Raw genomic sequence first — 20800 nt, 5'->3', positions numbered from 1 at the left:
CGTCCGGTGATCCCCCGCCGTGCGCGTGTGCCTCAGCGGACCGGGTGCCCCGCGTCCCGCAGCGCGCCCTTGACCTCGCCGATGCGCAGGTCGCCGAAGTGGAAGACGGAGGCGGCCAGCACCGCGTCCGCGCCCGCATCGACCGCCGGGGCGAAGTCGTCGAGCCTGCCCGCGCCGCCGCTGGCGATGACGGGGATGGTGACGTGCGCGCGGACGGCTTCGATCATCGCGGTGTCGTAGCCGTCCTTGGTGCCGTCCGCGTCCATCGAGTTCAGCAGGATCTCCCCGGCGCCGAGACCGGCCGCGCGGTGGGCCCATTCGACGGCGTCGATGCCGGTGCCGCGGCGGCCGCCGTGGGTGGTGACCTCGTAGCCGGATTCGGTCACCGTCCCCTCGGCACAGCGGCGGGCGTCCACCGAGAGGACCAGGACCTGGCTGCCGAAGCGCTCGGCGATCTCGCGGATCAGCTCGGGCCGGGCGATGGCGGCGGTGTTGACGCCGACCTTGTCGGCCCCGGCCCGCAGCAGCTTGTCGACGTCCTCGGTGGTGCGGACGCCGCCGCCGACGGTCAGCGGGATGAAGACCTGCTCGGCGGTGCGGCGCACCACGTCGTAGGTGGTCTCGCGGTCGCCGGAGGAGGCGGTGATGTCGAGGAAGGTCAGCTCGTCGGCGCCCTCCTGGCCGTAGATCCGGGCCATCTCGACGGGGTCACCGGCGTCCCGCAGGTTCTGGAAGTTGACGCCCTTGACGACCCGGCCGTTGTCCACGTCCAGGCAGGGGATGACTCGGACCGCCAGGGTCATGACGCTCGGGCTCCTCGGAATGCTTCCAGTTCGACCTCGACCAGCACGCGCGAGTCGACGAAGCCGGACACCACGACGAGGGTCGCGGCGGGGCGTACGGCGTCGAAGAGCTCCTTGTGGGCGCGGCCCACCGCGTCCACGTCGCGAGCGTGGGTGAGGTACATGCGGGTGCGGATGACCGACTCGACGCCGAGGTCGAACTCCTTCAGCGCGGCGAGGGCGTGCCGGAAGGCGGCGAGGGTCTGCTCGTACGGGTCGCCCTCGCCCTCCAGGACGCCGCGCTCCGCGAGCGGCATGGTGCCGGCGACGACGACCAGGTCCCCGGCCTCGACGGCCCGGGCGAAGCCGATGCTCTCCTCCCAGGGGCTGCCGGTCTGGACCCGCCGCCCGGTCGTCCCGGGCGGGTTCTCGGCTGAGCTGTCGGGTGGGGTCATGCGGATACCGCCTCCAACGCCTCTTCCAAGGTGAACGCCTTGGCGTAGAGCGCCTTGCCCACGATGGCGCCCTCGACACCTTCCGGTACCAGGGTCGCAAGGGCGCGCAGGTCGTCGAGCGAGGAAACGCCGCCGGAGGCGACGACGGGCTTGTCGGTCGCGGCGCAGACGCCTCGCAGCAGCTCCAGGTTGGGGCCCTTGAGGGTGCCGTCCTTGGCGATGTCGGTGACGACGTAGCGGGCGCAGCCCTCGGAGTCGAGGCGGGCGAGGGTTTCGTACAGGTCGCCGCCGTCGCGGGTCCAGCCGCGGCCGCGCAGGGTGGTGCCGCGGACGTCGAGGCCGACGGCGATCTTGTCGCCGTGCTCGGCGATGATCTTGGCGACCCATTCGGGGGTCTCCAGGGCGGCGGTGCCGAGGTTGACGCGGGTGCAGCCGGTGGCGAGGGCGGCGGCGAGCGAGGCGTCGTCGCGGATGCCGCCGGACAGCTCGACCTTGAGGTCCATGGCGCGGGCGACCTGGGCGATCTGCTCCCGGTTGTCGCCGGTGCCGAAGGCGGCGTCGAGGTCCACCAGGTGCAGCCACTCGGCGCCGGCCCGCTGCCAGGCGAGGGCGGCCTCCATCGGGTCGCCGTACGACGTCTCGGAGCCGGACTCGCCATGGACGAGGCGGACGGCCTGGCCGTCGCGGACGTCGACGGCGGGGAGGAGTTCGAGGCGGTGCGTTGGCATGCGGGAACCTTACGGTGCGTACGGGACGGGCGGGGGCGGGCGGGGCGGGCCGGTCAGAGCGTGTCGAGCCAGTTGCGCAGCAGGAGGGCCCCGGCGTCGCCGGACTTCTCGGGGTGGAACTGGGTGGCCCACAGCGGGCCGTTCTCCACGGCGGACACGAACGGCTCGCCGTGCGTGGTCCAGCTGATCTTCGGGCCGGTCATATGGGGGTTGCCGACCTCCAGCTCCCAGGTGCGGACGGCGTAGGAGTGCACGAAGTAGTAGCGCTCCTCCTTGTCCAGCCCCGCGAAGAGCCGCGAGTCGCCGGGCGCGGTGACCGTGTTCCAGCCCATGTGGGGGACGACGGGGGCGCGCAGCGGTTCGACGGTGCCGGGCCATTCGTTCAGGCCCTCGGCCTCGACGCCGTGCTCGATGCCGCGGCCGAAGAGGATCTGCATGCCGACGCAGATGCCCATGACCGAGCGGCCGCCGGACAGCCGGCGGCCCACGATCCAGTCGCCGCGCACCTCGCGCAGCCCCTTGATGCAGGCGCCGAAGGCGCCGACGCCGGGGACGAGGAGGCCGTCGGCGGCCATGGCCTTGTCGTAGTCACGGCTGATCTCGACGTCCGCGCCGACGTGGGCGAGGGCCCGTTCGGCGGAGCGGACGTTGCCGAAGCCGTAGTCGAAGACAATGATCTTCTTCGCGGAGCCGCTCAATTCCAGACCTCCAGCCGAAGGGCTCCGGCCAGCAGCGCCATCGTGGCGCCCACTCCCAGCAGCACGATCACGCCCTTGGGCAGCCCCTGCTTGGCGAAGGAGATGACTCCGCCGAGGAGGAACAGCCCGAGCAGGATGAAGGCGGTCGACAGGCCGTTCATTCAGAGGGCGCCCTTCGTGGACGGAAGGATTCCGGCGGCCCGCGGGTCACGCTCGCTCGCGTACCGCAGCGCCCGGGCGAGCGCCTTGAACTGGCACTCCACGATGTGGTGCGCGTTGCGCCCGTACGGCACGTGGACGTGCAGGGCGACCTGCGCCTGGGCCACGAAGGACTCCAGGATGTGCCGCGTCATCGTGGTGTCGTAGGTGCCGATCATCGGCGCGATGTTCTCCGGCTCGGTGTGCACCAGGTACGGGCGGCCGGAGAGGTCGACGGTCACCTGTGCGAGGGACTCGTCCAGCGGCACCGTGCAGTTGCCGAAGCGGTAGATGCCCGTCTTGTCGCCGAGCGCCTGCTTGAAGGCGGCGCCGATCGCGAGGGCGGTGTCCTCGATGGTGTGGTGGGTGTCGATGTGCAGGTCGCCCTCGGTCTTGACCGTGAGGTCGAAGAGGCCGTGGCGGCCGAGCTGGTCGAGCATGTGGTCGTAGAAACCGACGCCGGTCGCTACATCGACCTGGCCGGTGCCGTCGAGGTCGATCTCGACGACGACCGAGGTCTCCTTGGTGGTGCGCTCCACGCGGCCCACGCGGGTCATGCGCTCGTCTCCTTCATCAGCTCGCGAACCGCGTCGAGGAACGCGTCGTTCTCGGTGGGGGTGCCCGCGGAGACCCGCAGCCGGCCCGGTACGCCGTTGTCCCGGACCAGGACGCCGTGGTCCAGCAGGGTCTGCCAGGCCGCGTGGGCGTCCTCGAAGCATCCGAACTGGACGAAGTTGGCGTCCGAGTCGGTCACGTCGCAGCCGATGGCGCGCAGTTCCCGCACCAGCCGGTCGCGCTCGGTCTTGAGCGTCTCGACGTACCCGAGCAGCGTATCGGTGTGCTCCAGGGCGGCCAGCGCGGTGGCCTGGGTGACGGCGGACAGGTGGTACGGCAGCCGGACGAGCTGCACGGCGTCGACCACGGCCGGGTCGGCGGCGAGGTAGCCGAGCCGCAGCCCGGCGGCACCGAACGCCTTGGACATCGTCCGGGAGAGCACCAGACGCGGGCGGCCCTCGATCAGCGGCAGCAGCGAGGGGCGGTGGCTGAACTCCGCGTACGCCTCGTCCACCACGACCATCGACGGCTTGGCGGCCTGCGCCGCCTCGTACAGCGCGAGCACCGTCTCAGCCCCGACGGCGGTGCCGGTGGGGTTGTTCGGCGAGGTGATGAAGACGACGTCGGGCCTGCGTTCGGCGATGACCTGGCAGGCGGCCTCGACGTCGATGGTGAAGTCGTCGTTCCGCGGGCCGGAGATCCAGCCGGTGCCGGTGCCGCGCGAGATCAGCGCGTGCATCGAGTACGAGGGCTCGAAGCCGATCGCGGTGCGCCCGGGCCCGCCGAAGGTCTGGAGCAGCTGCTGCAGCACCTCGTTGGAGCCGTTGGCCGCCCACACCTGCTCGGGCGCCACCGCGAGCCCCGCCGTACGGGTGAGGTAGCGGGCCAGCTCGGTGCGCAGCTCGACCACGTCCCGGTCGGGGTAGCGGTTGAGCCGGCGGGCCGCCTCGGCGACCCGCTCGGCGATCCGCTCCACCAGCGGCTCGGGCAGTGGATAGGGGTTCTCGTTGGTGTTCAGCCGTACGGGGACGTCCAGCTGCGGCGCGCCGTACGGGGACTTGCCGCGCAGCTCGTCCCGGATGGGGAGATCGTCAATCCCGGTCACTTGGTCCCAGGTACCTTCCAGTCGAACCGTGCCTTCACCGCCGCGCCGTGCGCGGGCAGATCCTCCGCGTCGGCGAGCGTCACCACATGTCCCGCGACCTCGGCCAGCGCCTCGCGGGTGTAGTCCACGACGTGGATGCCGCGGAGGAAGGTCTGCACCGACAGGCCGGAGGAGTGACAGGCGCAGCCGCCGGTGGGCAGGACGTGGTTCGAGCCCGCCGCGTAGTCGCCGAGCGAGACGGGTGCGTACGCGCCGACGAAGATCGCCCCGGCGTTGCGCACCCGGGCCGCGACCGCCGCCGCGTCCTCGGTCTGGACCTCCAGGTGCTCGGCCGCGTACGCGTCGACCACCGCGAGGCCCTGTTCGAGGCCGTCGACCAGCACGATGCCGGACTGCCGCCCGGCCAGCGCGGGGGCGACGCGGTCCTCGACGTGCTTGGTGGCGGCGACCTGGGTCTCCAGCTCCTTCTCGACCGTCGCGGCCAGTTCCTCGGAGTCGGTGACCAGGACGGACGCGGCCAGCGGGTCGTGCTCGGCCTGGCTGATCAGGTCCGCGGCGACGTGCACCGGGTCGGCGGTGGCGTCGGCGAGGATCGCGATCTCGGTCGGCCCGGCCTCGGCGTCGATGCCGATCCGGCCCTTGAGCAGCCGCTTGGCGGCGGCGACCCAGATGTTGCCGGGCCCGGTGACCATGGCGACCGGGCGGCACTCCTCGGTGCCGTACGCGAACATCGCGACCGCCTGGGCGCCGCCCGCCGCGTATACCTCGTCGACGCCGAGCAGCGCGCAGGCCGCCAGGATGGTGGGGTGCGGCAGCCCGCCGAACTCGGCCTGCGGCGGGGAGGCGACGGCCATCGAGGCGACCCCGGCCTCCTGCGCGGGCACCACGTTCATCACGACGGACGACGGATAGACCGAACGGCCGCCCGGCGCGTACAGCCCGACCCGCTCGACGGGCACCCAGCGCTCGGTGACCGTGCCGCCCGGCACGACCTGCGTGGTGTGGTCGGCGCGCCGCTGCTCGCGGTGGACCAGCCGGGCCCGCCGGATGGACTCCTCCAGGGCCGCGCGCACGGCCGGGTCCAGCTCGTCGAGAGCGCTGGTCAGCGCCTCGACGGGGACCCGCACCCGCTCCATCGTCACGCCGTCGAACCGATGGGCGTACTCGATCAGCGCAGCGGTGCCGCGATGGCGCACGTCGTCGCAGATGGGCCGCACCTTTTCCAGGGCGGCCTCGACGTCGAGCTCGGCACGGGGCAACAGGTCGCGGTCGATCCCGCCCTCGGGGAAGGCGGCACCGCGCAGATCGATACGGGAGATCACGCGATCAATTGTCTCAGACGTGCTCCGGCGCCCCGCCCCCCGTATCAGTGCGTGATACGGACCCCCTAAGTTGATCCTGACCGTTGGCGTTCAAGCGGTTACTCAGCGGGAATGTGATCCGTACGGGGATACGGAGGACAGGAGGCACACGGCTGTGACCGAGCCACACGACGGCGATCCTCCCCCGGGGCTGGACCTGACCACCGCCGAGTGGGGCATGTGGCAGGCGTTCCGCAACGGCAGCACCCACGATCTGCGCACCTCCCACCCCCAGCGGAACGACCCCTCCGGCCCGTACGCCTGGGGCCCGGAGCGCAGCGTCCGCGCCCGGGTCGTCGCCCTCCTGCTGCTGAACGGACCGGCCGCCCAGCCCGGCCGGGTGGCGGCGCTCAAGCTCAACGGGGTGCACATCACCGGCACCCTGGACCTGGCCGGCGGCACCATCGACCCCTATGTGGAGCTGAAGAACTGCCGCTTCGAGCGGGAGGTGCTGCTCCCCGAATCCCACTTCACCACCCTCCGCCTGGTGGGCTGCTCGCTCCCCCGGCTGGAGGCGGCCCGGCTGAGCACCGAGGGCGATCTGCATCTGCCGCGCTGCGTGGTCGACCACGGCATCCGGCTCACCGACGCCCACATCGGCACCGATTTACTCCTGAACCAGCTGATCGTGCGCCGGGACCGCCGGGGCATGTCGATCACGGCCGACGGGCTGACCGTGGCGCAGGACTTCCAGGCCGACATGATCGAGTCGTACGGCGAGATCAGTCTGCGCGGCGCCCAGATCGGCGTGTCGCTCAGCCTGCGCGGCAGCCGCCTGCGCAACCCGTACGGGCGGCGCGCGCTGAACGCGCCGCAGCTGACCGTCGAGCGCAGCCTGTACCTCACCGCGGGCGGGCTGAGCACCCACTCCAGCGGTTCGACACCGCCGTACGGCACCACCAGCACGCCGACCCGCGGCACCCGCATCCAGCGCTTCGAATGCGAGGGCGGCATCCGGCTGGACGACGGGCGCATCGGCGACGCCATCGACTTCGACCAGGCCCGCTTCGTCATGGAGAACGACCAGGAGCTGTCGCTGCGCCGGGTGCAGACGCCCGAGCTGCGCTTCCTGGGCGAGCGGCCGCAGCGCGGCCGGGTGATCCTGTCCGGGGCCAAGGTGGTCAACCTCGTCGACAAGTCGGTGAGCTGGCCGGGGCCGGGCGGGCTGACCATGGCGGGCTTCTCCTACGAGAACCTGATCCCGCGCGGCCACTTCCCGCTGTCCCGGCGGCTGGAGTGGGTGGCCGCCGCGACCCCCGAGTACGCGCCCGAGCCGTACGAGATGCTGGCCAACACGATGCGGGCCAGCGGCGAGGACGCCGACGCGCGCGAGGTGCAGCTCGCCAAGCAGCGCCGCCGCCGCGAAACGCTGCCGCTCGCCGGGAAGATGTGGGGCTATCTGCAGGACTGGACCGTGGCCTACGGCTACCGGCCCGGCCGGGCGGCGGTGTGGATGGCGGTGCTGTGGGCGGTCGGCTCGGTGTTCTTCGCGCACAACAGACCGGAGGCCATCAAACCCGGTGAGACCCCGCACTGGAACGCCTCGCTGTACGCGCTCGATCTGCTGATCCCGGTCATCAACCTGGGCCAGGACGGCTACTGGAAACCCTCGGGCGCGATCCAGTGGGCGTCCATCGTGATGATCCTGCTCGGCTGGGTGCTGGCCACCACCGTCGCGGCCGGTGCGTCCCGGCTGCTGCGCCGCCAGTGAGCGGGCGCCGCGCCGCCGGTTGTGCCGCTACCGGCGCGCCCGGTGCCGCTACTGGCGCCGCCGGTTGTGCTGCCCGTCACGCCGCCCATCGTGCCGCCGGTTGCGCCGCCCGTGATGAGACCCACGCGCGGCCATTAGGCTTACGCCCCGTGACCTCCGCGCGCCTTCCGCTCTTCCCGCTGAACACGGTGCTGTTCCCGGGGCTCGTCATGCCCCTGAACGTCTTCGAACAGCGGTACCGCTCCCTGATGCGCGATCTTTCGGCGCTTCCCGAGGACGCACCGCGCCGGTTCGGGGTGATCGCCATCAGGGACGGCCATGAGGTCGCGCCCAGCGCGATCGGCCTCCCGGAGTCGGCGCCCACGCCCGACCGGGGCCCGGCGGCGGGCTTCGGCCCGGACCCGGCCACCTCGTTCTACGGAGTGGGGTGTGTCGCGGACGCGGCCACCATCCGGGAGCAGGAGGACGGCACCTTCGAGGTGCTGGCCACCGGCACCACCCGCTTCGAACTGCTGTCCGTGGACTCCACCGGCCCCTACCTCGTGGGCGAGGTCAACGAGCTGGAGGAGGAGCCGGGCGACGGCGCCGGAGCGCTGGCCTCCGGGGTGGTACGGGCCTTCCGCACCTACCAGAAGCGGCTCGCGGGCGCCCGGGAGCGCACCCTCGCCACCGAGCAGGACCTGCCGGGCGAGCCCTCGGTGCTCTCCTATCTGGTCGCGGCCGCCGCCGTGCTCGACACCCCCGCCAAGCAGCGGCTGCTCCAGGCACCCGATACGGCGAGCCGGCTGGCCGAGGAGCTGAAGGTGCTGCGCGCCGAGAGCGCGGTCATCGGCAAGCTCCCGTCCCTGCCCGCCGTCGAACTCACCCGCCGCCCCACCAGCCCCAACTGACGCGGACTCACCTGAAGATGGCGAAGAAGTCCAAGAAGAACTCCCCCGGAACCACCGGAACCCCCGCCACCACCGCCCTCACCGCGGCGGGCGCGGCCTTCACCGTGCGCTCCTACGACCACGACCCCGCCGCCCCCTCGTACGGCGAGGAGGCCGCGCAGGCGCTGGGCGTGGAGCCGGGCCGGGTGTTCAAGACCCTCATCGCGAGCGTCGACGACCGGCTCACGGTCGCCATCGTGCCCGTATCGGCCTCGCTCGACCTCAAGGCGCTCGCCGCCGCGGTCGGCGGCAAGCGCGCCACCATGGCGGACCCGGCGGCGGCCGAGCGCACCACGGGCTACGTACGCGGCGGCATCTCCCCGCTCGGCCAGCGCAAGCGGCTGCCGACCGCGCTGGACGCCTCCGCCGACGCCCATGAGACGGTCTGCGTCTCGGCGGGCCGCCGGGGTCTGGAGGTCGAGCTGTCCCCGAAGGACCTGGCGTCACTGACGGACGCGGTGGTGGCGCCGATCGCGCGGTTCGGGGAGTAGCGAACCCGCACGGAGCGAGCGGCCCCCCGCGAGCCCGACCGTCCCGGCCGGACGGCGCCACGCGGGCGGACAGCGCTACGCGGGCGGCAGGGTCCAGCAGGTCCTGGCCCGCACCACGTACCCGTCGCGGACCTCCACGTCGTACTCCGCGCCCGGCGCGAGCGGTCCGCGCAGCGCGAGGGCCGTGCCGTCCAGCCGTCCGCTCTGGCGCGTCCACTCCAGCCGGAGCAGTACGTCGGCGGCGAGCCCGGCGGGTTCGGGGCGCGCACCGGCTGCCGGGCGTCCCCAGGCGGCGGCCACGCCCTCGACCCGCTCCAGATAGTGGCGCGGGGACCAACGAGGCGAGGCCAGGGCGGCGATGACGGCGCGGGCCGTGGCCTCGCCCGCCACGACCGCCTCCCGCCCGGGACCATCCAGCGCCGCGTCGGCACAGCGGGCACCGCCGGGGCGTACGCGCAGCACGACCCCGGTACGGCCGTCACCCCCATCCGGCTCATCCGGCACCGACAGCGGCCCGGAGGACCGGCCCCGGTCCAGCGGCGCGGGCTCCCCGGCCCAGCGCCGTACGGCCGCGACCAGCGCACCGAGCCCGTCGCAGGCGGCAGTGGCCCCGGTGGGCCCGCTCACCAGCCACCCGCCGCCGTCCGCCACTACCCGCAGCCCGCGCCGGTCGCCCGCCCGCGCCGCCGCGACGGCCACCGCCCGGCGGGCGGCGAGCCCGGCGGTCCACGGCCGGGCCCAGTCGAACGCGCCCCGCTCACCACACGCCCCGCACATCCGGCCACCTCCTTACTCCTACGGCATTACGGCATGACGTCGCCGCTGTTGGGCCCCAGCGTCTGGCCGACGTAGAGGTTGCCGCCGGGGTCGGAGGCCAGGAGGACGGCGGTGGGGGCCACCTCTTCGGGGCGGCCGAAGCGGCCCAGGGGGAGTTCGGCCTGCTTGGCGGCCTTCCACTCGGCGGTGATCCCGGCGACCATCGGGGTGTCGACGGGGCCCGGTGCGATGGCGTTCACCAGGACGCCGCGTTCTGCCACCTCCAGGGCGAGGGACTTGGTCAGCCCGATGACCCCGGCCTTGGCGGCCGCGTAGTGGGACAGCGAGCGGCCGCCCTTGATGCCCAGCTGGGAGGCGATGTTGATGACCCGCCCCCAGCCGCGTTCGGCCATCCCCGGGACGACGTAACGGCAGCACAGGAAGACCCCGGTGAGGTCGACGGCGAGGGTCTCCGACCACAGCCGCGGGTCCATCTCGGTCAGCGGCGCCTCGGTGAGGATGCCCGCGGCGTTGACCAGGATGTCGATGCCGCCGTGCTCCCGCGCCACCGCGGCCGACACGGCCTCGACGGCGGCGGGGTCGGTGACGTCCAGCGCGGCGTGCCCCGCCGCGCCGGTCCCGGCGGCCGCGTCCGCGGCGCGGGGCGCGTCGCGGTCGGCGATCACCACGCGGGCGCCTTCGCGTACGTAGGCCTGCGCGATGGCCCGGCCGATACCGCTGGCCCCGCCGGTGACCAGCGCGGTGCGCCCGTCCAGCGCCCCGGCGCTCATGCGGGCATCCTGACGGTGAGTCCGCCGTCCACCACGAGGCTCTGCCCGGTGACGTACGAGGCGTCCTCGGAGGTCAGATAGGCGATCGCGGAGGCGACCTCCTCGGGCCGCCCGACCCGCCCCCACGGGATGGAACCGGCGGCGCGGGCGAGCCCGTCGGGGCCGAGGGAGTTGACCGGGTCGGAGGACTGCGGGGTGACGATGAGCCCGGGGATCACCGCGTTGACGCGGATGCCGCGCGGGGCGAGTTCGACGGCCAGGCTCCGGCACAGCCCCAGCACTCCGGACTTGGCGGCGGCGTAGTGGGCGTGGTCGCCCCAGCCGTAGACGCCGCCCGCGATGGAGGAGACGGCGATCATCGCGCCCGGCCCGGACATGCGCCCGGCGGCGGAGCGCAGGGTGCGCAGCACCCCGGTGAGGTCGACGGAGAGCATGTCGTCCCAGGCCTCGTCGGTGAGTTCGGCGAGCGGCGCCCGGCGCAGCACCCCGGCGTTCGCCACGGCGATGTCCAGGCGGCCGTACGCGGTGAGGGCGGCCTCCGCGAACGACTCGACGGCCGCCGGGTCGCGTACGTCCACCGCGTGCCGTACGCACTCGCCGCCCGCCTCCCGCACCAGACGTTCGGTCTCCTCCGGGTCGTGGGGGTCACCGGGGTAGTGGCCGAGCACCGTGCGTACGCCGCGGCGCGCATAGGCGACGGCGAGCGCGCGGCCGATGCCGCTGGCCGCGCCGGTGATCACGGCGACCGGCCGCTGTGGCTGATCGTTCTGCGTCACTGAAAGGACTCCTGGGTGGGGTTCGGGCGGCGGGGAGTTCAGGCTTCGACGGTGTCGACCCGGCGGGCCGCGAACATCACGAAGCCGGAGAGGAACGTTCCGGCGGCGCCGATGAGCAGCGCGGTCTGGTCCCAGTGGGCGCCGGAGGCGAGCATCGTGGTGGCGAGGGCACCGGCGATGACGGCCCCGGGCTGGCTGAAGGCGTTGATGAAGGAGGTGCCGGTGGCCCGGCAGCGGGTGTCGTAGCACTCGCCCATGTAGAAGAGCATCGCCGCGTACGGGCCGATCAGGAAGAACATCCCGAGGGAGTAGAGCGCCACCACGGGCCCGGTGCCGTGCGCGACGGTGAGCATGAGCGCGAAGAGGATGCCCGAGAGAATCCAGCCGAAGGCGATGACGTTGCGGCGGCCGAAGCGGTCACCGGCCCAGCCGTGGAAGAGGTAGCCCGCGAAGCCGACGGCGTTGATGACGATGAACAGCAGCAGGGAGCCCTCGAAGCTGACGCCCTTGGCCTTGGTGAGCACCGTGGTGCCGAGCACGCTGAAGATCTGGATGCCGAACCAGTTGGCGAGCCAGGCGAAGCTGAGGACCAGGGTGTTGCGCCGCGCCCGGCCGCGGAAGATCTCCAGCAGCGGGGTGCCGGGGGTCTCGTCCACGCCGTACTCGGCGGCGAGTTGCCGCGCCTCCGTCTCCTTGCCCTCCTTCCGCAGGACCCGCAGCCGCTTCTCCAGTTCGAACTGCGGGGTCTCCGGCAGGCCGCGCCGCAGCAGGGCGATGACGAGGGCGGGGAAGGTGGCGAGCAGGAAGCAGCCGCGCCAGCCGACGAGCGGCAGGAAGACGGCGACGAACGCGGCCGCGACCAGGGTGCCCACGGGCCAGCCGGACTGCACCATGCTGTAGACGAAGCCGCGGCGCTTCTTGATCGCCTCGTCCTCGGTGACGGCGTAGATCTCGTTCAGATAGGTCGTGTTGACGGCCTGTTCGGACAGGCCGAGACCGCCGATCGAGCGGACGCCGACCAGATAGCCGGCGCCGGGGGTGACGGCCGAGGCGGCGGAGGCCAGGGCGGTGCCCGAGACGGTGAGGATCATGCCCTTGCGGCGCCCGAGCCGGTCGACGAGCGGGCCGACGCCGAGGACGACGACGGCGGTGCCGACGGAGATCAGGGTGGAGACCAGCGCCGCCCGCTCCTCGCTCCAGCCAAAGCGGGTGGAGATCTCGGGCAGCAGGGTGCCGAACAGGATGTAGTCGTAGACGGCGAACACCCAGGCGCAGAAGGCGATGGCGGTCGCCTTGCGCGTGGCACGCACCCCGATGCGGGGCAGACGGCGGGCGGGTATGCGGGTGTCGGCGGGGGTGTCTCTGTGCTGGGAGGGGACGGTGGTCATGGCGGATGCCCCTTGTCGGAAGCGGGGTTTCGCCGCGCCGTCGCGGGGCGCGGTGAAAGGGGAGGGAATGCTTCTGCGGCCGGGGTGGGGCCGGGTGCCGTGCCCGGCGCGGGGTGACCGCGCATGGGGGCCGATGGCGAGAGGGAAAGCGGGGGACGGGGGGACGGGGAGAACCGAGAGGGCGGTCAGGCCCGGGGGGAGCGGGCCTTGAAGTCGGTGGCGATCTCGTCGAAGGTCGACCAGCGCACACCCTCGTGGCCGCTGATGTACTCGATGAGCCGCTCCAGCATGAGCAGCGTCTGGGGGCGGCCCGAGACATCGGGGTGGATCGTCATGGTGAAGGCCGCGTAGTCCATCTCGCGGTAGACCCAGTCGAACTGGTCGCGCCAGGTCTGCTCCAGCTCGCGCGGGCTGACGAAGCCATGGCTGTTGGCGCTGGCCTTGACGAACATCATGGGCGGCAGGTCGTCGAGGTACCAGTTGGCCGGGATCTCGACCAGATCGGTCTCCTCGCCGCGGACCAGCGGCTTCATCCACTCCTCGGCCGGCCGCGAGTAGTCGATCTTCGTCCAGCTGTCACCGACGCGCACGTAATAGGGCGTGAAGTCGTTGTGCATCAGGGAGTGGTCGTACGAGATGCCGCGCTCGATCAGCAGCTCGTTGGTCACCGGCGAGAACTCCCACCAGGGGGCGACGTAGCCGGTCGGGCGGCGTCCCGCGACCTTCTCGATCAGCTCGATGCCGCGGTCCAGGATGGCACTCTCCTGCGCCCGGGTCATCGCGATCGGGTTCTCGTGCGAGTAGCCGTGGGCGCCGATCTCATGACCGGCGTCGACCACCGCGCGGGTCTGGTCGGGGAAGGTCTCCAGGGAGTGGCCGGGGATGAACCAGGTGGTGCGCAGGTCCTTCCGCTCGAACAGGCGCAGCAGCCGCGGCACTCCGACCTCCCCGGCGAACAGGCCGCGGGAGATGTCACAGGGCGAGTCCTCGCCGCCGTAGCTGCCCAGCCAGCCCGCCACCGCGTCGACGTCGACGCCGAACGCCACAAAGATCTCTTTAGCCATGCTGGTTCCTCTCGGATGATGTTTCCAGTGCTGTGTGCAGTGCGGTTTCGAGTGCGGTCCGCACCCGCGCCGGGTCGCCGTAGCACCCGAGCAGGGCGGTGAGCAGGACCCGCGCCTGGGAAGGACGCAGGGTGCCGGTGGGTACGGCCCCGGCCCGGACCAGGTCGGCGCCGCCGCCGTTGCCGTATACCGCGGCGACCGGACCGGCATGGACGCGGGTCGAGAGCGCGACCACGACTCCGGAGCCGACGAGCCGGGCGACCTCGGCGGCGACCTGCGGGTTGGCGTTGCCCGCGCCGGTGGCTTCGAGGACCACCGCGCGGGCGCCCGCGTCGGCCACCGCGCGCAGGGCCCGGATGTCGCAGCCGGGGTAGACCGCGACGATGTCGGTACGGATGCGCTCGGGCTCCTCGGGGCGGAAGGCCGCGAGGTCGAGCGGTTTGGGGCGCAGCGGGGCCGCGGTGATCTCCACCTCGCCGTCGGCCACCCGCCCCAGCGGGCCGCCGTCGGGGGCGGCGAACGCGGCCGGGGCCACGGTGTGGGCCTTGCGGGTGCCGCGGGCGGGGTAGATCCGGCCGTCGAAGGAGATCAGCACGCCGAGGTCCCGGGCGCGGGCGGCGTTCGCGACCGCGATGGCGTCGGCGAGGTTGCGCGGGCCGTCGCCGTCCGGGGCGTCCGCCGGGCGCATCGCGCCGGTGAACACCACGGGCCGGGGGTCGGCGTGGAAGAGGTCGAGGAGGTACGCGGTCTCCTCCAGGCTGTCGGTGCCGTGGGTCACCACCACGCCCCGGACGCTCTCGTCGGCCAGCGTCTCGTGGGCGGCCACGGCGACCTCGCGCATATCGGCCGGGGTCAGCAGATAGCTGCCCAGGCAGAAGACGTCGCGCGTCTCGACCGGCACCCCCGGGGGCCGTGGAAGCCGGTCCAGCAGGGCGTCCGCCGGATCGGCGGCGAGCCGGGTGCCATGGGCGTCCTGGCGGGTGGCAATGGTCCCGCCCGTCGACAGTACGACGATCCTGCGCACCCTGCCTCCTCCAATGATGTGGCGCGAATACGCCGCGACACGTGGCCGGAAGCCACGCCTTGAGTGGCTCAATGTTGCGCCCAATCGTTTGGGGCAATCGTTTGGGTAGGATGTGTGTCACCGGCCACGGGTGTCAAGAGGTCCGCTGTTACCATCACGTTCGTTCGCTGTACCGGGGGCCGGGGTGCGGCAGCGGGACAACCGGAGGCCAAGCCGAAGTGGGCACGCAGCAAGCACGACCGGTCACCCTGCGGACCATCGCCGATCAGCTCGGTCTGCACGTCTCGACCGTCTCCCGGGTGCTGCACGCGAAGCCGGACGAGAGCCTGCGCGCCGCCTCCGCCGACACCGTGGAGCGGGTCCGCAGGCTCGCCGACGAGCTGGGCTATCAGCCCAACCCCCACGCCACCAGCCTGCGCACCCGGCGCAGCAATCTGGTCGGCGTCCTGGTCCCCCGGCTGTCGGACATCGTGCTCGCCACGATCTACGAGGGCATCGAGGAGGCCGCCGCCGAGCAGGGCCTGTCGACGTTCGTCGCCAACACCGGCGACCGCCCCGAGGCCCAGCGCAGCCGCACCAACATGGTCATCGGGCGGCGCGTCGACGGCATGATCTTCGGCGACGCCCACGCGGACGGGCGCTTCCTGGCCGAGGTGGCCGGGCGCGGCATCCCGTTCGTCCTGGTCAGCCGGACCTGTGGTGACCACCCGTCGGTGACCTGCGACGACTACCTGGGCGGGCGGCTGGTCGCCGACCATCTGCTGGAGCTGGGCCACCGCGATGTCGCGGTCGTCGCGGGCGAGCCGTACGCGAGCACCGGCATCGACCGTACGGCGGGCCTGGTGGACCGCTACCGGGAGGCGGGGCTGCCGATTCCGCCCCACCGGATCGCGCGGTCCCGCTTCGACGTATCCGGCGGACACGCCGCCACGGCGCGGCTGCTGGACACCCCGGAGCCGCCGACGGCGGTGTTCGCGGTGAACGACTTCGCGGCCATCGGCGCGATCGGCGCCCTGCGCGACCGGGGCCTGCGGGCGGGCGCCGATGTGGCCGTGGTGGGGTTCAACGACACCCCATTGGCGGCGGAGTTGCCGCTGCCGCTGACGACCGTCCGCTCCCCCATGCTGGAGATGGGCCGCCGGGGCCTGCGACTGCTGTCCCGGCTGCTGGAGGGCGAACCGGTCGAGTCCGAGCGCCTGCGCCCGGAACTGGTCGTCCGCGCCTCCAGCGCGCCGAGGCGTTAAGCCCGGCGCCGTTTCGAGGGAGTGCCCGGCGCCGTTACGAGGGTTACGCGGGCTGGGCGGGCTACGCGGTGGTCGAAGTCGAGGCCTGGTAGTAGGTCTCTTCCTCGTCGCGGGGGCCGAACAAGCCGGTCAGGGCCAGATGCACGACCATCGCGGCCACCGACCACGCCAGCAGCGCGCCCTTCGCGTTCAGCTTCAGCGGCGCGTCGAACGCGACGCCCTTGCCGACCTGCCGGGCGTGCGCCACGACGTCCGTGGACGGCCCGAGCCAGACGCCCAGCCGCCAGGCGATCACCGAGCCGAGTACGCCGCCGATGGCCAGCCCGACCACCAGGGCGACCCCGCCGCGACGGCAGAACAGGAACGTCAGCGCCGCCGAGACGAACCCGAAGGCCAGCGCGGCCAGCACGAACACCCCGTCCGCGCCGATCGCGTCCTCGCCTTCGGAGTTCTTCAGATAGACGGCCTTGCCGTCCGAGATCAGCGACACCCGGGGCGCCAGCCACAGCCACAGCAGCCCGAGCAGGACGCCCGCGACCGCCACCGCGATCGCCGCCACGGAGGCCTGGACCAGCTCGGCCCGCAGCTCTTCCCCCGGTTCGGAGTGCTCGGCGGGCTCGGACTCCTCGGCGGGATACGGTTCGGGATGCCCCTGCGCGGCCGGTTCGCCCGATGCGGGCTGGCCGGGCTCGGAGCCATCGTGCGGCGAGGGCTGATCATGTGGCGTCAACGGTGCGGTCACTCCGTCATCGTGCCAGGCGGATGGCGTACTTCGGTCGGCGGGAGGTCTGCTGCGGCGCGTCACCGCACGGCAGCCCTGCGATAGGCCCAGGTCGCGGCGGCGAGCGACACCACGGCCACCCCCGCGCACACCCCGAGGTCGGCGCAGACCGCCAGCCAGTCGGGCTGTCCGTCGAAGGACCGGGCCAGGGCCTCCACACCGTACGTCGACGGCAGCAGATCACGCGCGTACGACACTACCTCCGGCATCCGGTCGGCGGGCAGCACTCCCAGCAGCAGCGCGGCCGACATCCCCAACTGCCCGCACAGCGTGGCCAGTTCCTGGCGCGGCGCGAGCAGTCCGAGTGCCGCGCCCAGACCCGCGAGGGCGGCGCCGGAGAGCGGGACCACCGCGGCGAGCACCCACAGGTGGCCCATCGGCAGCTGGAACAGCGCACTGCCGACGACCGCGGTGACGGCCGTCCCGGGCACGGTGAAGGAGGCGTAGGCAGCGGCCGCGCCGAGCACCACCGCGGCGGGCGGCACCGGCAGCGTCGCGTAGTGGTCGAGCCCGCCGCTCGCCCGGAGCTGGCCGAAGTACTGCGCGAGCAGATTGAGCGCCACGAAGGCCACGACGAGCACGCTCGACCCGGCGACCACCGAACGCGCCGCGTCGCCGCCCTCGTCCACCACACCGCGCATCAGGACCATGATCCCGACGGACTGGAAGGTCGCCACGAACAGCAGCGGAATCCGGGCCACCCGCGCCCGCGACAGCTGCGCCCGGTAGACCGCGGCCAGGGCGGGCAGCAGCCGCGCGGAGGCCGCCAGCGGCGCCGGGGCCACGAGCGGGGCCGGGACGCCGTCGGCGGGCCGGGGCGCGGCGCCACCGGCCTCCTCGGCCGGTACCCCGGCCTTCGGCATGCCGGGCATGGCCTGCGCGGGCACAACACTCACGTCTGCGCTGCTCCTCTTCCGTCTGGCTTGGTCACGGGCTTGGTTACGGACACGATCACGGCCGCGTTCACCTCCTGCGGTCCCTCACGTCTTCACCAGCCCCTCCGCCCCGTCCGTAAGGCCGCCCAGCGCCACGTACACGTCCTCCAGGCTGGGCGTGGCGAGGGTGAAGTCGTCCAGCGCGGCGAAGGCGGGCCCGCCGGTGACGGTGGCGATCGCGGCGCGCGCCGCGTCCGGGGCCAGCCGCAGCGTCCAGCGCCGCCCGGAGGCGTGCGCGGCGTCCCGCAGCGCGGCGACGCCGGGGATGTGCAGCGGCGCCTCGGCGCGCCACACCAGCTCCACCCGCACCTCGTCCGCGACCCTCGCCTTGAGCCCGGCGGGGGTGTCGCAGGCGATGACCCGGCCGCGGTCGAGCACCGCGACCCGGTCGAGGACGGTCTCGGCCTCGATGACGTTGTGCGTCACCAGCAGCACGGTCACCCCGCGCTCGGCCCGCCGCCGGTCCACGGCGGCCCATACGGCCCGCCGCGCGACCGGGTCCATGCCGGTGGTCGGCTCGTCCAGCACCAGCAGCGGCCGCTCCCCCACCAGGGCGGCGGCGACGCAGGCCAGCCGGCGCTGACCGCCGGAGAGCTTCTTGAGCGGCCGCCCGGCGATCCCGGTGAGCCCCAGCTCCCCGATCACCGCGTCCCGCTCGGCGCGGGCCGCGCGCGCGTCCAGCCCGCGCAGCCGTGCGGTGGTCTCGGCGGCGAGCGCGACGGTCAGCTCGTCGAGCGCGGTGGAGTCCTGGCCCAGGTAGCCCAGCAGGCGGGAGGCGCGCTCGGGGTGGCGTACGAGGTCGTGGCCGAGCACCCGGACCTGGCCCGCGTCGGGCCGCAGCAGGCCGGTGAGCTGGCGTACGAGGGTCGACTTCCCGGCCCCGTTGGGCCCGAGCAGCCCGAACACCTCACCGCGCACCACGTCCAGGTCGATGCCGTCGCTGGCCCGGACCTCGGGCGTGGCGGGCGCACCGCGGCGGCCACGCGCCGCGGGATAGGTCTTCACCAGGCCGCGCACGGTGCACACCACATCGCCTGCCGTCGCCTGTTTCGCGCCCGTCCTCACGAGCTATGAGGGTACGCGCCCAAACCCCCGGAGCCGTTCCCGGGGGCCCGGAGCCAGGGGGCGTCCGCAAAGTCGCGTCGAGTCAGCCCGCGGCGTCAGGGGGCACCTCCCAGCGGTAGCTGGGGGAGCGTGCCAGGCGTCGCGGGCCCGACGGGACTTCGCGGACACCCCCGAGGCCCTACTCCCCCGCCGGGGCGTGTTCGGCGGCGGTGCGGATGTCGACCTCGCGCCAGAACCCGGCCCGGATGGCATACCGGTCGTGCTCGTCGATCTGGTCGTCCTTGTGGGCGAGCAGGCCGAAGCGGGCGGCGTAGCGCAGCAGCTCGCCGTCGATGCGGTGCGGGATGCGCGGGTACTCCGTCGACAGCTGGTGGAGCGGTCCGAGGTCGGAGAGGCGCTCGGTCCAGCGGCGGGCGAAGACCTGGCCGACCTCGAACGGGTCGCCGCTGACGGCGGTGATGTCCTCCTCGCGGTCGGCCCAGCGCTGCTCGGCGCTGGTGAGCTGGGCCAGCATGGGCAGATTGGCGGTCTCCGGCGGCTCGCCCACTCCGGAGCCCGGGCCGCGGTCGACCCAGCCCTTGTCGGAGGACCAGCGGAGGGTGGCGTTGGGCGCCGGGGGCTGTGCGGCGGGGCCGCCGGAGGCGCCGGGCCCGCGGCCCAGGCCCGCGAGGTCCTTGGGGGTGGGCACGCCCTTGGCCCCGGCCCCGGCCGCGCCGTCCGGCGCGGCGTCGGGGGCCGGGCCGGGCGCCGTCCGGGTGTCCGGCCCGGACGCGCCGGGGGCGGCTCCCGGGGCGCGCGCCGCGCCGTTGTGGGGAGCGGGCGGCTCTCCGGCCGCTGCCGCGGCGGCCGCCGCGGCGGCGGTCTCCGGCAGCGGGGCGGCGAGGATGGCGGCGATCTCGGGGCGGGGCTCGGTGGTGGGGGCGCAGGGCCCGGGCAGCTCCTTGGCGCGTACCGCGCCGGTGATCCACGCCCGGTCCAGGACGCGCCGCTCGTCGGCCTCGGCGACCAGGTCCTCGGACTGGTTGTAGTCGCCGTCGGCGGCCTGGACCGCCCACAGGTGGACGGCGACGCCGTGCTCCTTGGCCGACATCAGCCCGGGCAGCAGATCCCCGTCCCCGGTGACCAGCACGATGTCCGAGCAGGCGCGGTTGCGGGCCAGCTCGGTCAGCTCGGCGTGCATGGCCGCGTCCACGCCCTTCTGCGCCCAGCGGCCGTCGCTACGGGTCAGCGCGCCCAGCCGGACGGTGACGCGGGGCATCACCCGCAGCCGCCGGTGCTCGGGCTGCGGTACGCGGTCGGGGGCGCCGTCGAACCAGTAGATGCGGAGCAGCGGGCGCTCGGTCTCGGCCTCGGCGCGCTCCCGCAGGCCCTGGATCAGGGTCGCGTGATCGACGGTGATACGGGAGCGGGCGGGCTCCCCGGCAAGCAGGCTCGCGGCGGCGCCCAGCAGATAGCCGGCGTCCACCAGGACGACGCAGCGGTCCACGTTCCACCCTCTTTCCTGAAGTCCAGTCGTCGGTCGCCCCCCGACACAGCCGTGCCCCGGATCTCTTCTTCGTCCTCCCTTCGAGTCTGCCCGACCGTACGGGGGTTATCAGTCCGAACTGGATCACCGGCGTGGCGGATACGGTCTTCTGAACAAGACCGCCCTTCTCACTCACGGTAATTGCCCGAAATGCACGGGTCACCAAGGCGTGTCACTGTTCTTCCGGGGGCTGATCCCAACTGGAGGCACACCACCATGGGTAAGAACAAGAACCGCGATCGCAAGCAGCAGCAACAGCAGAACCGCGGTCAGGCCGACCAGGCGCAGCAGTCCTCGGTGGAGGCGCAGTCCCAGCAGACGCGGCCGGAGGGTTCGCCCTCGACGGCGCGCAAGGGCCGCCAGAAGAGTTTCGGCCACAACTGACCACCGCCCATGAGCGGTTGAGGGGCGCGCCCGGCTGCCGGGCGCGCCCCTCGT

23 protein-coding genes are annotated in these 20800 nt (G+C 73.2%); 5 read left to right on the top strand and 18 right to left on the bottom strand.

Going from position 1 to position 20800, the window contains the following annotated elements; all coding sequences use genetic code 11:
- Nucleotides 1-32: 32 nt before the first annotated feature.
- Genes hisF through hisD form a run of 8 tightly spaced genes read right to left on the bottom strand, consistent with a single transcriptional unit; the run spans nucleotide 33 to nucleotide 5843 of the window.
- Complete coding sequence (hisF, locus tag ABZ370_RS38405) at nucleotides 33-803, bottom strand: imidazole glycerol phosphate synthase subunit HisF (RefSeq protein ID WP_358631268.1); 771 nt, start codon at nucleotides 801-803, stop codon at nucleotides 33-35.
- Nucleotides 800-1237: a RidA family protein gene (locus ABZ370_RS38400; RefSeq protein ID WP_358631265.1), complete on the bottom strand. Its 438-nt coding sequence runs from the start codon at nucleotides 1235-1237 to the stop codon at nucleotides 800-802. Before ABZ370_RS38400 ends, hisF begins: the two co-directional genes overlap by 4 nt.
- A complete protein-coding gene (gene priA / locus ABZ370_RS38395) occupies nucleotides 1234-1965 on the bottom strand; it encodes a bifunctional 1-(5-phosphoribosyl)-5-((5-phosphoribosylamino)methylideneamino)imidazole-4-carboxamide isomerase/phosphoribosylanthranilate isomerase PriA (RefSeq protein ID WP_358631262.1) in 732 nt (243 codons plus the stop codon). The genes ABZ370_RS38400 and priA overlap by 4 nt, the downstream gene beginning before the upstream one ends.
- A 53-nt stretch (nucleotides 1966-2018) precedes the next feature.
- On the bottom strand, nucleotides 2019-2663 hold the full coding sequence (gene hisH, locus ABZ370_RS38390) for an imidazole glycerol phosphate synthase subunit HisH (RefSeq protein ID WP_358631259.1): 645 nt from the start codon (nucleotides 2661-2663) through the stop codon (nucleotides 2019-2021).
- Nucleotides 2660-2824 (bottom strand): hypothetical protein, encoded by a 165-nt coding sequence (locus ABZ370_RS38385; RefSeq protein WP_358631256.1) that lies wholly within the window; start codon nucleotides 2822-2824, stop codon nucleotides 2660-2662. The genes hisH and ABZ370_RS38385 overlap by 4 nt, the downstream gene beginning before the upstream one ends.
- Entirely contained in the window at nucleotides 2825-3418 is a 594-nt protein-coding gene (hisB, locus tag ABZ370_RS38380) for an imidazoleglycerol-phosphate dehydratase HisB (protein ID WP_358631254.1), read from the bottom strand.
- Nucleotides 3415-4521 (bottom strand): histidinol-phosphate transaminase, encoded by a 1107-nt coding sequence (locus ABZ370_RS38375; RefSeq protein ID WP_358631251.1) that lies wholly within the window; start codon nucleotides 4519-4521, stop codon nucleotides 3415-3417. Before ABZ370_RS38375 ends, hisB begins: the two co-directional genes overlap by 4 nt.
- On the bottom strand, nucleotides 4518-5843 hold the full coding sequence (hisD, locus tag ABZ370_RS38370) for a histidinol dehydrogenase (RefSeq protein ID WP_358631248.1): 1326 nt from the start codon (nucleotides 5841-5843) through the stop codon (nucleotides 4518-4520). The genes ABZ370_RS38375 and hisD overlap by 4 nt, the downstream gene beginning before the upstream one ends.
- A gap of 154 nt (nucleotides 5844-5997) precedes the next feature.
- Here hisD and ABZ370_RS38365 point away from each other — a divergent pair, with 154 nt between their 5' ends.
- The 3 genes from ABZ370_RS38365 (at nucleotide 5998) to ybaK (ending at nucleotide 9013) form a co-directional block, all read left to right on the top strand.
- Complete coding sequence (locus ABZ370_RS38365) at nucleotides 5998-7593, top strand: oxidoreductase (RefSeq protein WP_358631245.1); 1596 nt, start codon at nucleotides 5998-6000, stop codon at nucleotides 7591-7593.
- Between the two features lie 149 nt (nucleotides 7594-7742).
- A complete protein-coding gene (locus ABZ370_RS38360) occupies nucleotides 7743-8483 on the top strand; it encodes an LON peptidase substrate-binding domain-containing protein (protein WP_358631243.1) in 741 nt (246 codons plus the stop codon).
- Nucleotides 8484-8500: 17 nt separating this feature from the next.
- Nucleotides 8501-9013, top strand: coding sequence for a Cys-tRNA(Pro) deacylase (gene ybaK, locus ABZ370_RS38355; protein ID WP_358631240.1), 513 nt, complete (start codon nucleotides 8501-8503; stop codon nucleotides 9011-9013).
- 75 nt (nucleotides 9014-9088) lie between these two features.
- On the opposite strand, the gene ABZ370_RS38350 is transcribed toward ybaK, so the two are convergent.
- From ABZ370_RS38350 to ABZ370_RS38325, 6 genes are all read right to left on the bottom strand, one after another.
- Complete coding sequence (locus ABZ370_RS38350) at nucleotides 9089-9790, bottom strand: hypothetical protein (RefSeq protein WP_358631237.1); 702 nt, start codon at nucleotides 9788-9790, stop codon at nucleotides 9089-9091.
- Between the two features lie 26 nt (nucleotides 9791-9816).
- Nucleotides 9817-10560 carry an SDR family oxidoreductase gene (locus ABZ370_RS38345; protein WP_358631234.1) on the bottom strand — a complete coding sequence of 248 codons (744 nt, stop codon included), beginning with the start codon at nucleotides 10558-10560 and terminating at the stop codon, nucleotides 9817-9819.
- A complete protein-coding gene (locus tag ABZ370_RS38340) occupies nucleotides 10557-11336 on the bottom strand; it encodes an SDR family NAD(P)-dependent oxidoreductase (RefSeq protein WP_358631231.1) in 780 nt (259 codons plus the stop codon). The genes ABZ370_RS38345 and ABZ370_RS38340 overlap by 4 nt, the downstream gene beginning before the upstream one ends.
- Nucleotides 11337-11374: 38 nt before the next feature.
- Entirely contained in the window at nucleotides 11375-12724 is a 1350-nt protein-coding gene (locus ABZ370_RS38335) for an MFS transporter (RefSeq protein ID WP_358631228.1), read from the bottom strand.
- Between the two features lie 185 nt (nucleotides 12725-12909).
- Nucleotides 12910-13788 carry a polysaccharide deacetylase gene (locus tag ABZ370_RS38330; RefSeq protein ID WP_358631225.1) on the bottom strand — a complete coding sequence of 293 codons (879 nt, stop codon included), beginning with the start codon at nucleotides 13786-13788 and terminating at the stop codon, nucleotides 12910-12912.
- Nucleotides 13781-14812: an asparaginase gene (locus ABZ370_RS38325; protein WP_358631222.1), complete on the bottom strand. Its 1032-nt coding sequence runs from the start codon at nucleotides 14810-14812 to the stop codon at nucleotides 13781-13783. The genes ABZ370_RS38330 and ABZ370_RS38325 overlap by 8 nt, the downstream gene beginning before the upstream one ends.
- A gap of 218 nt (nucleotides 14813-15030) precedes the next feature.
- Here ABZ370_RS38325 and ABZ370_RS38320 point away from each other — a divergent pair, with 218 nt between their 5' ends.
- Nucleotides 15031-16056, top strand: coding sequence for a substrate-binding domain-containing protein (locus tag ABZ370_RS38320; protein ID WP_358631219.1), 1026 nt, complete (start codon nucleotides 15031-15033; stop codon nucleotides 16054-16056).
- A gap of 61 nt (nucleotides 16057-16117) precedes the next feature.
- Here the strand turns inward: ABZ370_RS38320 and ABZ370_RS38315 are convergent, their stop codons facing one another.
- The 4 genes from ABZ370_RS38315 to ABZ370_RS38300 form a co-directional block, all read right to left on the bottom strand.
- Nucleotides 16118-16798, bottom strand: a complete 681-nt coding sequence (locus ABZ370_RS38315) for an ABC transporter permease (RefSeq protein WP_358631216.1) — start codon at nucleotides 16796-16798, stop codon at nucleotides 16118-16120.
- Between the two features lie 59 nt (nucleotides 16799-16857).
- Nucleotides 16858-17700: an ABC transporter permease gene (locus ABZ370_RS38310; protein ID WP_358631418.1), complete on the bottom strand. Its 843-nt coding sequence runs from the start codon at nucleotides 17698-17700 to the stop codon at nucleotides 16858-16860.
- 117 nt (nucleotides 17701-17817) lie between these two features.
- Complete coding sequence (locus ABZ370_RS38305; protein ID WP_358631415.1) at nucleotides 17818-18798, bottom strand: ABC transporter ATP-binding protein; 981 nt, start codon at nucleotides 18796-18798, stop codon at nucleotides 17818-17820.
- 217 nt (nucleotides 18799-19015) lie between these two features.
- Complete coding sequence (locus ABZ370_RS38300) at nucleotides 19016-20323, bottom strand: NYN domain-containing protein (RefSeq protein WP_358631213.1); 1308 nt, start codon at nucleotides 20321-20323, stop codon at nucleotides 19016-19018.
- A 255-nt stretch (nucleotides 20324-20578) separates the two neighbouring features.
- On the opposite strand from ABZ370_RS38300, the gene ABZ370_RS38295 reads away from it, so the two are divergent.
- Nucleotides 20579-20746, top strand: coding sequence for a hypothetical protein (locus tag ABZ370_RS38295; protein ID WP_358631210.1), 168 nt, complete (start codon nucleotides 20579-20581; stop codon nucleotides 20744-20746).
- Nucleotides 20747-20800 lie beyond the last annotated feature (54 nt).

Origin of the sequence: Streptomyces sp. NPDC005962, from assembly GCF_040629205.1 — a bacterium.
In the GTDB taxonomy this organism is placed as follows: domain Bacteria; phylum Actinomycetota; class Actinomycetes; order Streptomycetales; family Streptomycetaceae; genus Streptomyces.
This window is presented reverse-complemented; position numbering and strand designations above follow the sequence as displayed.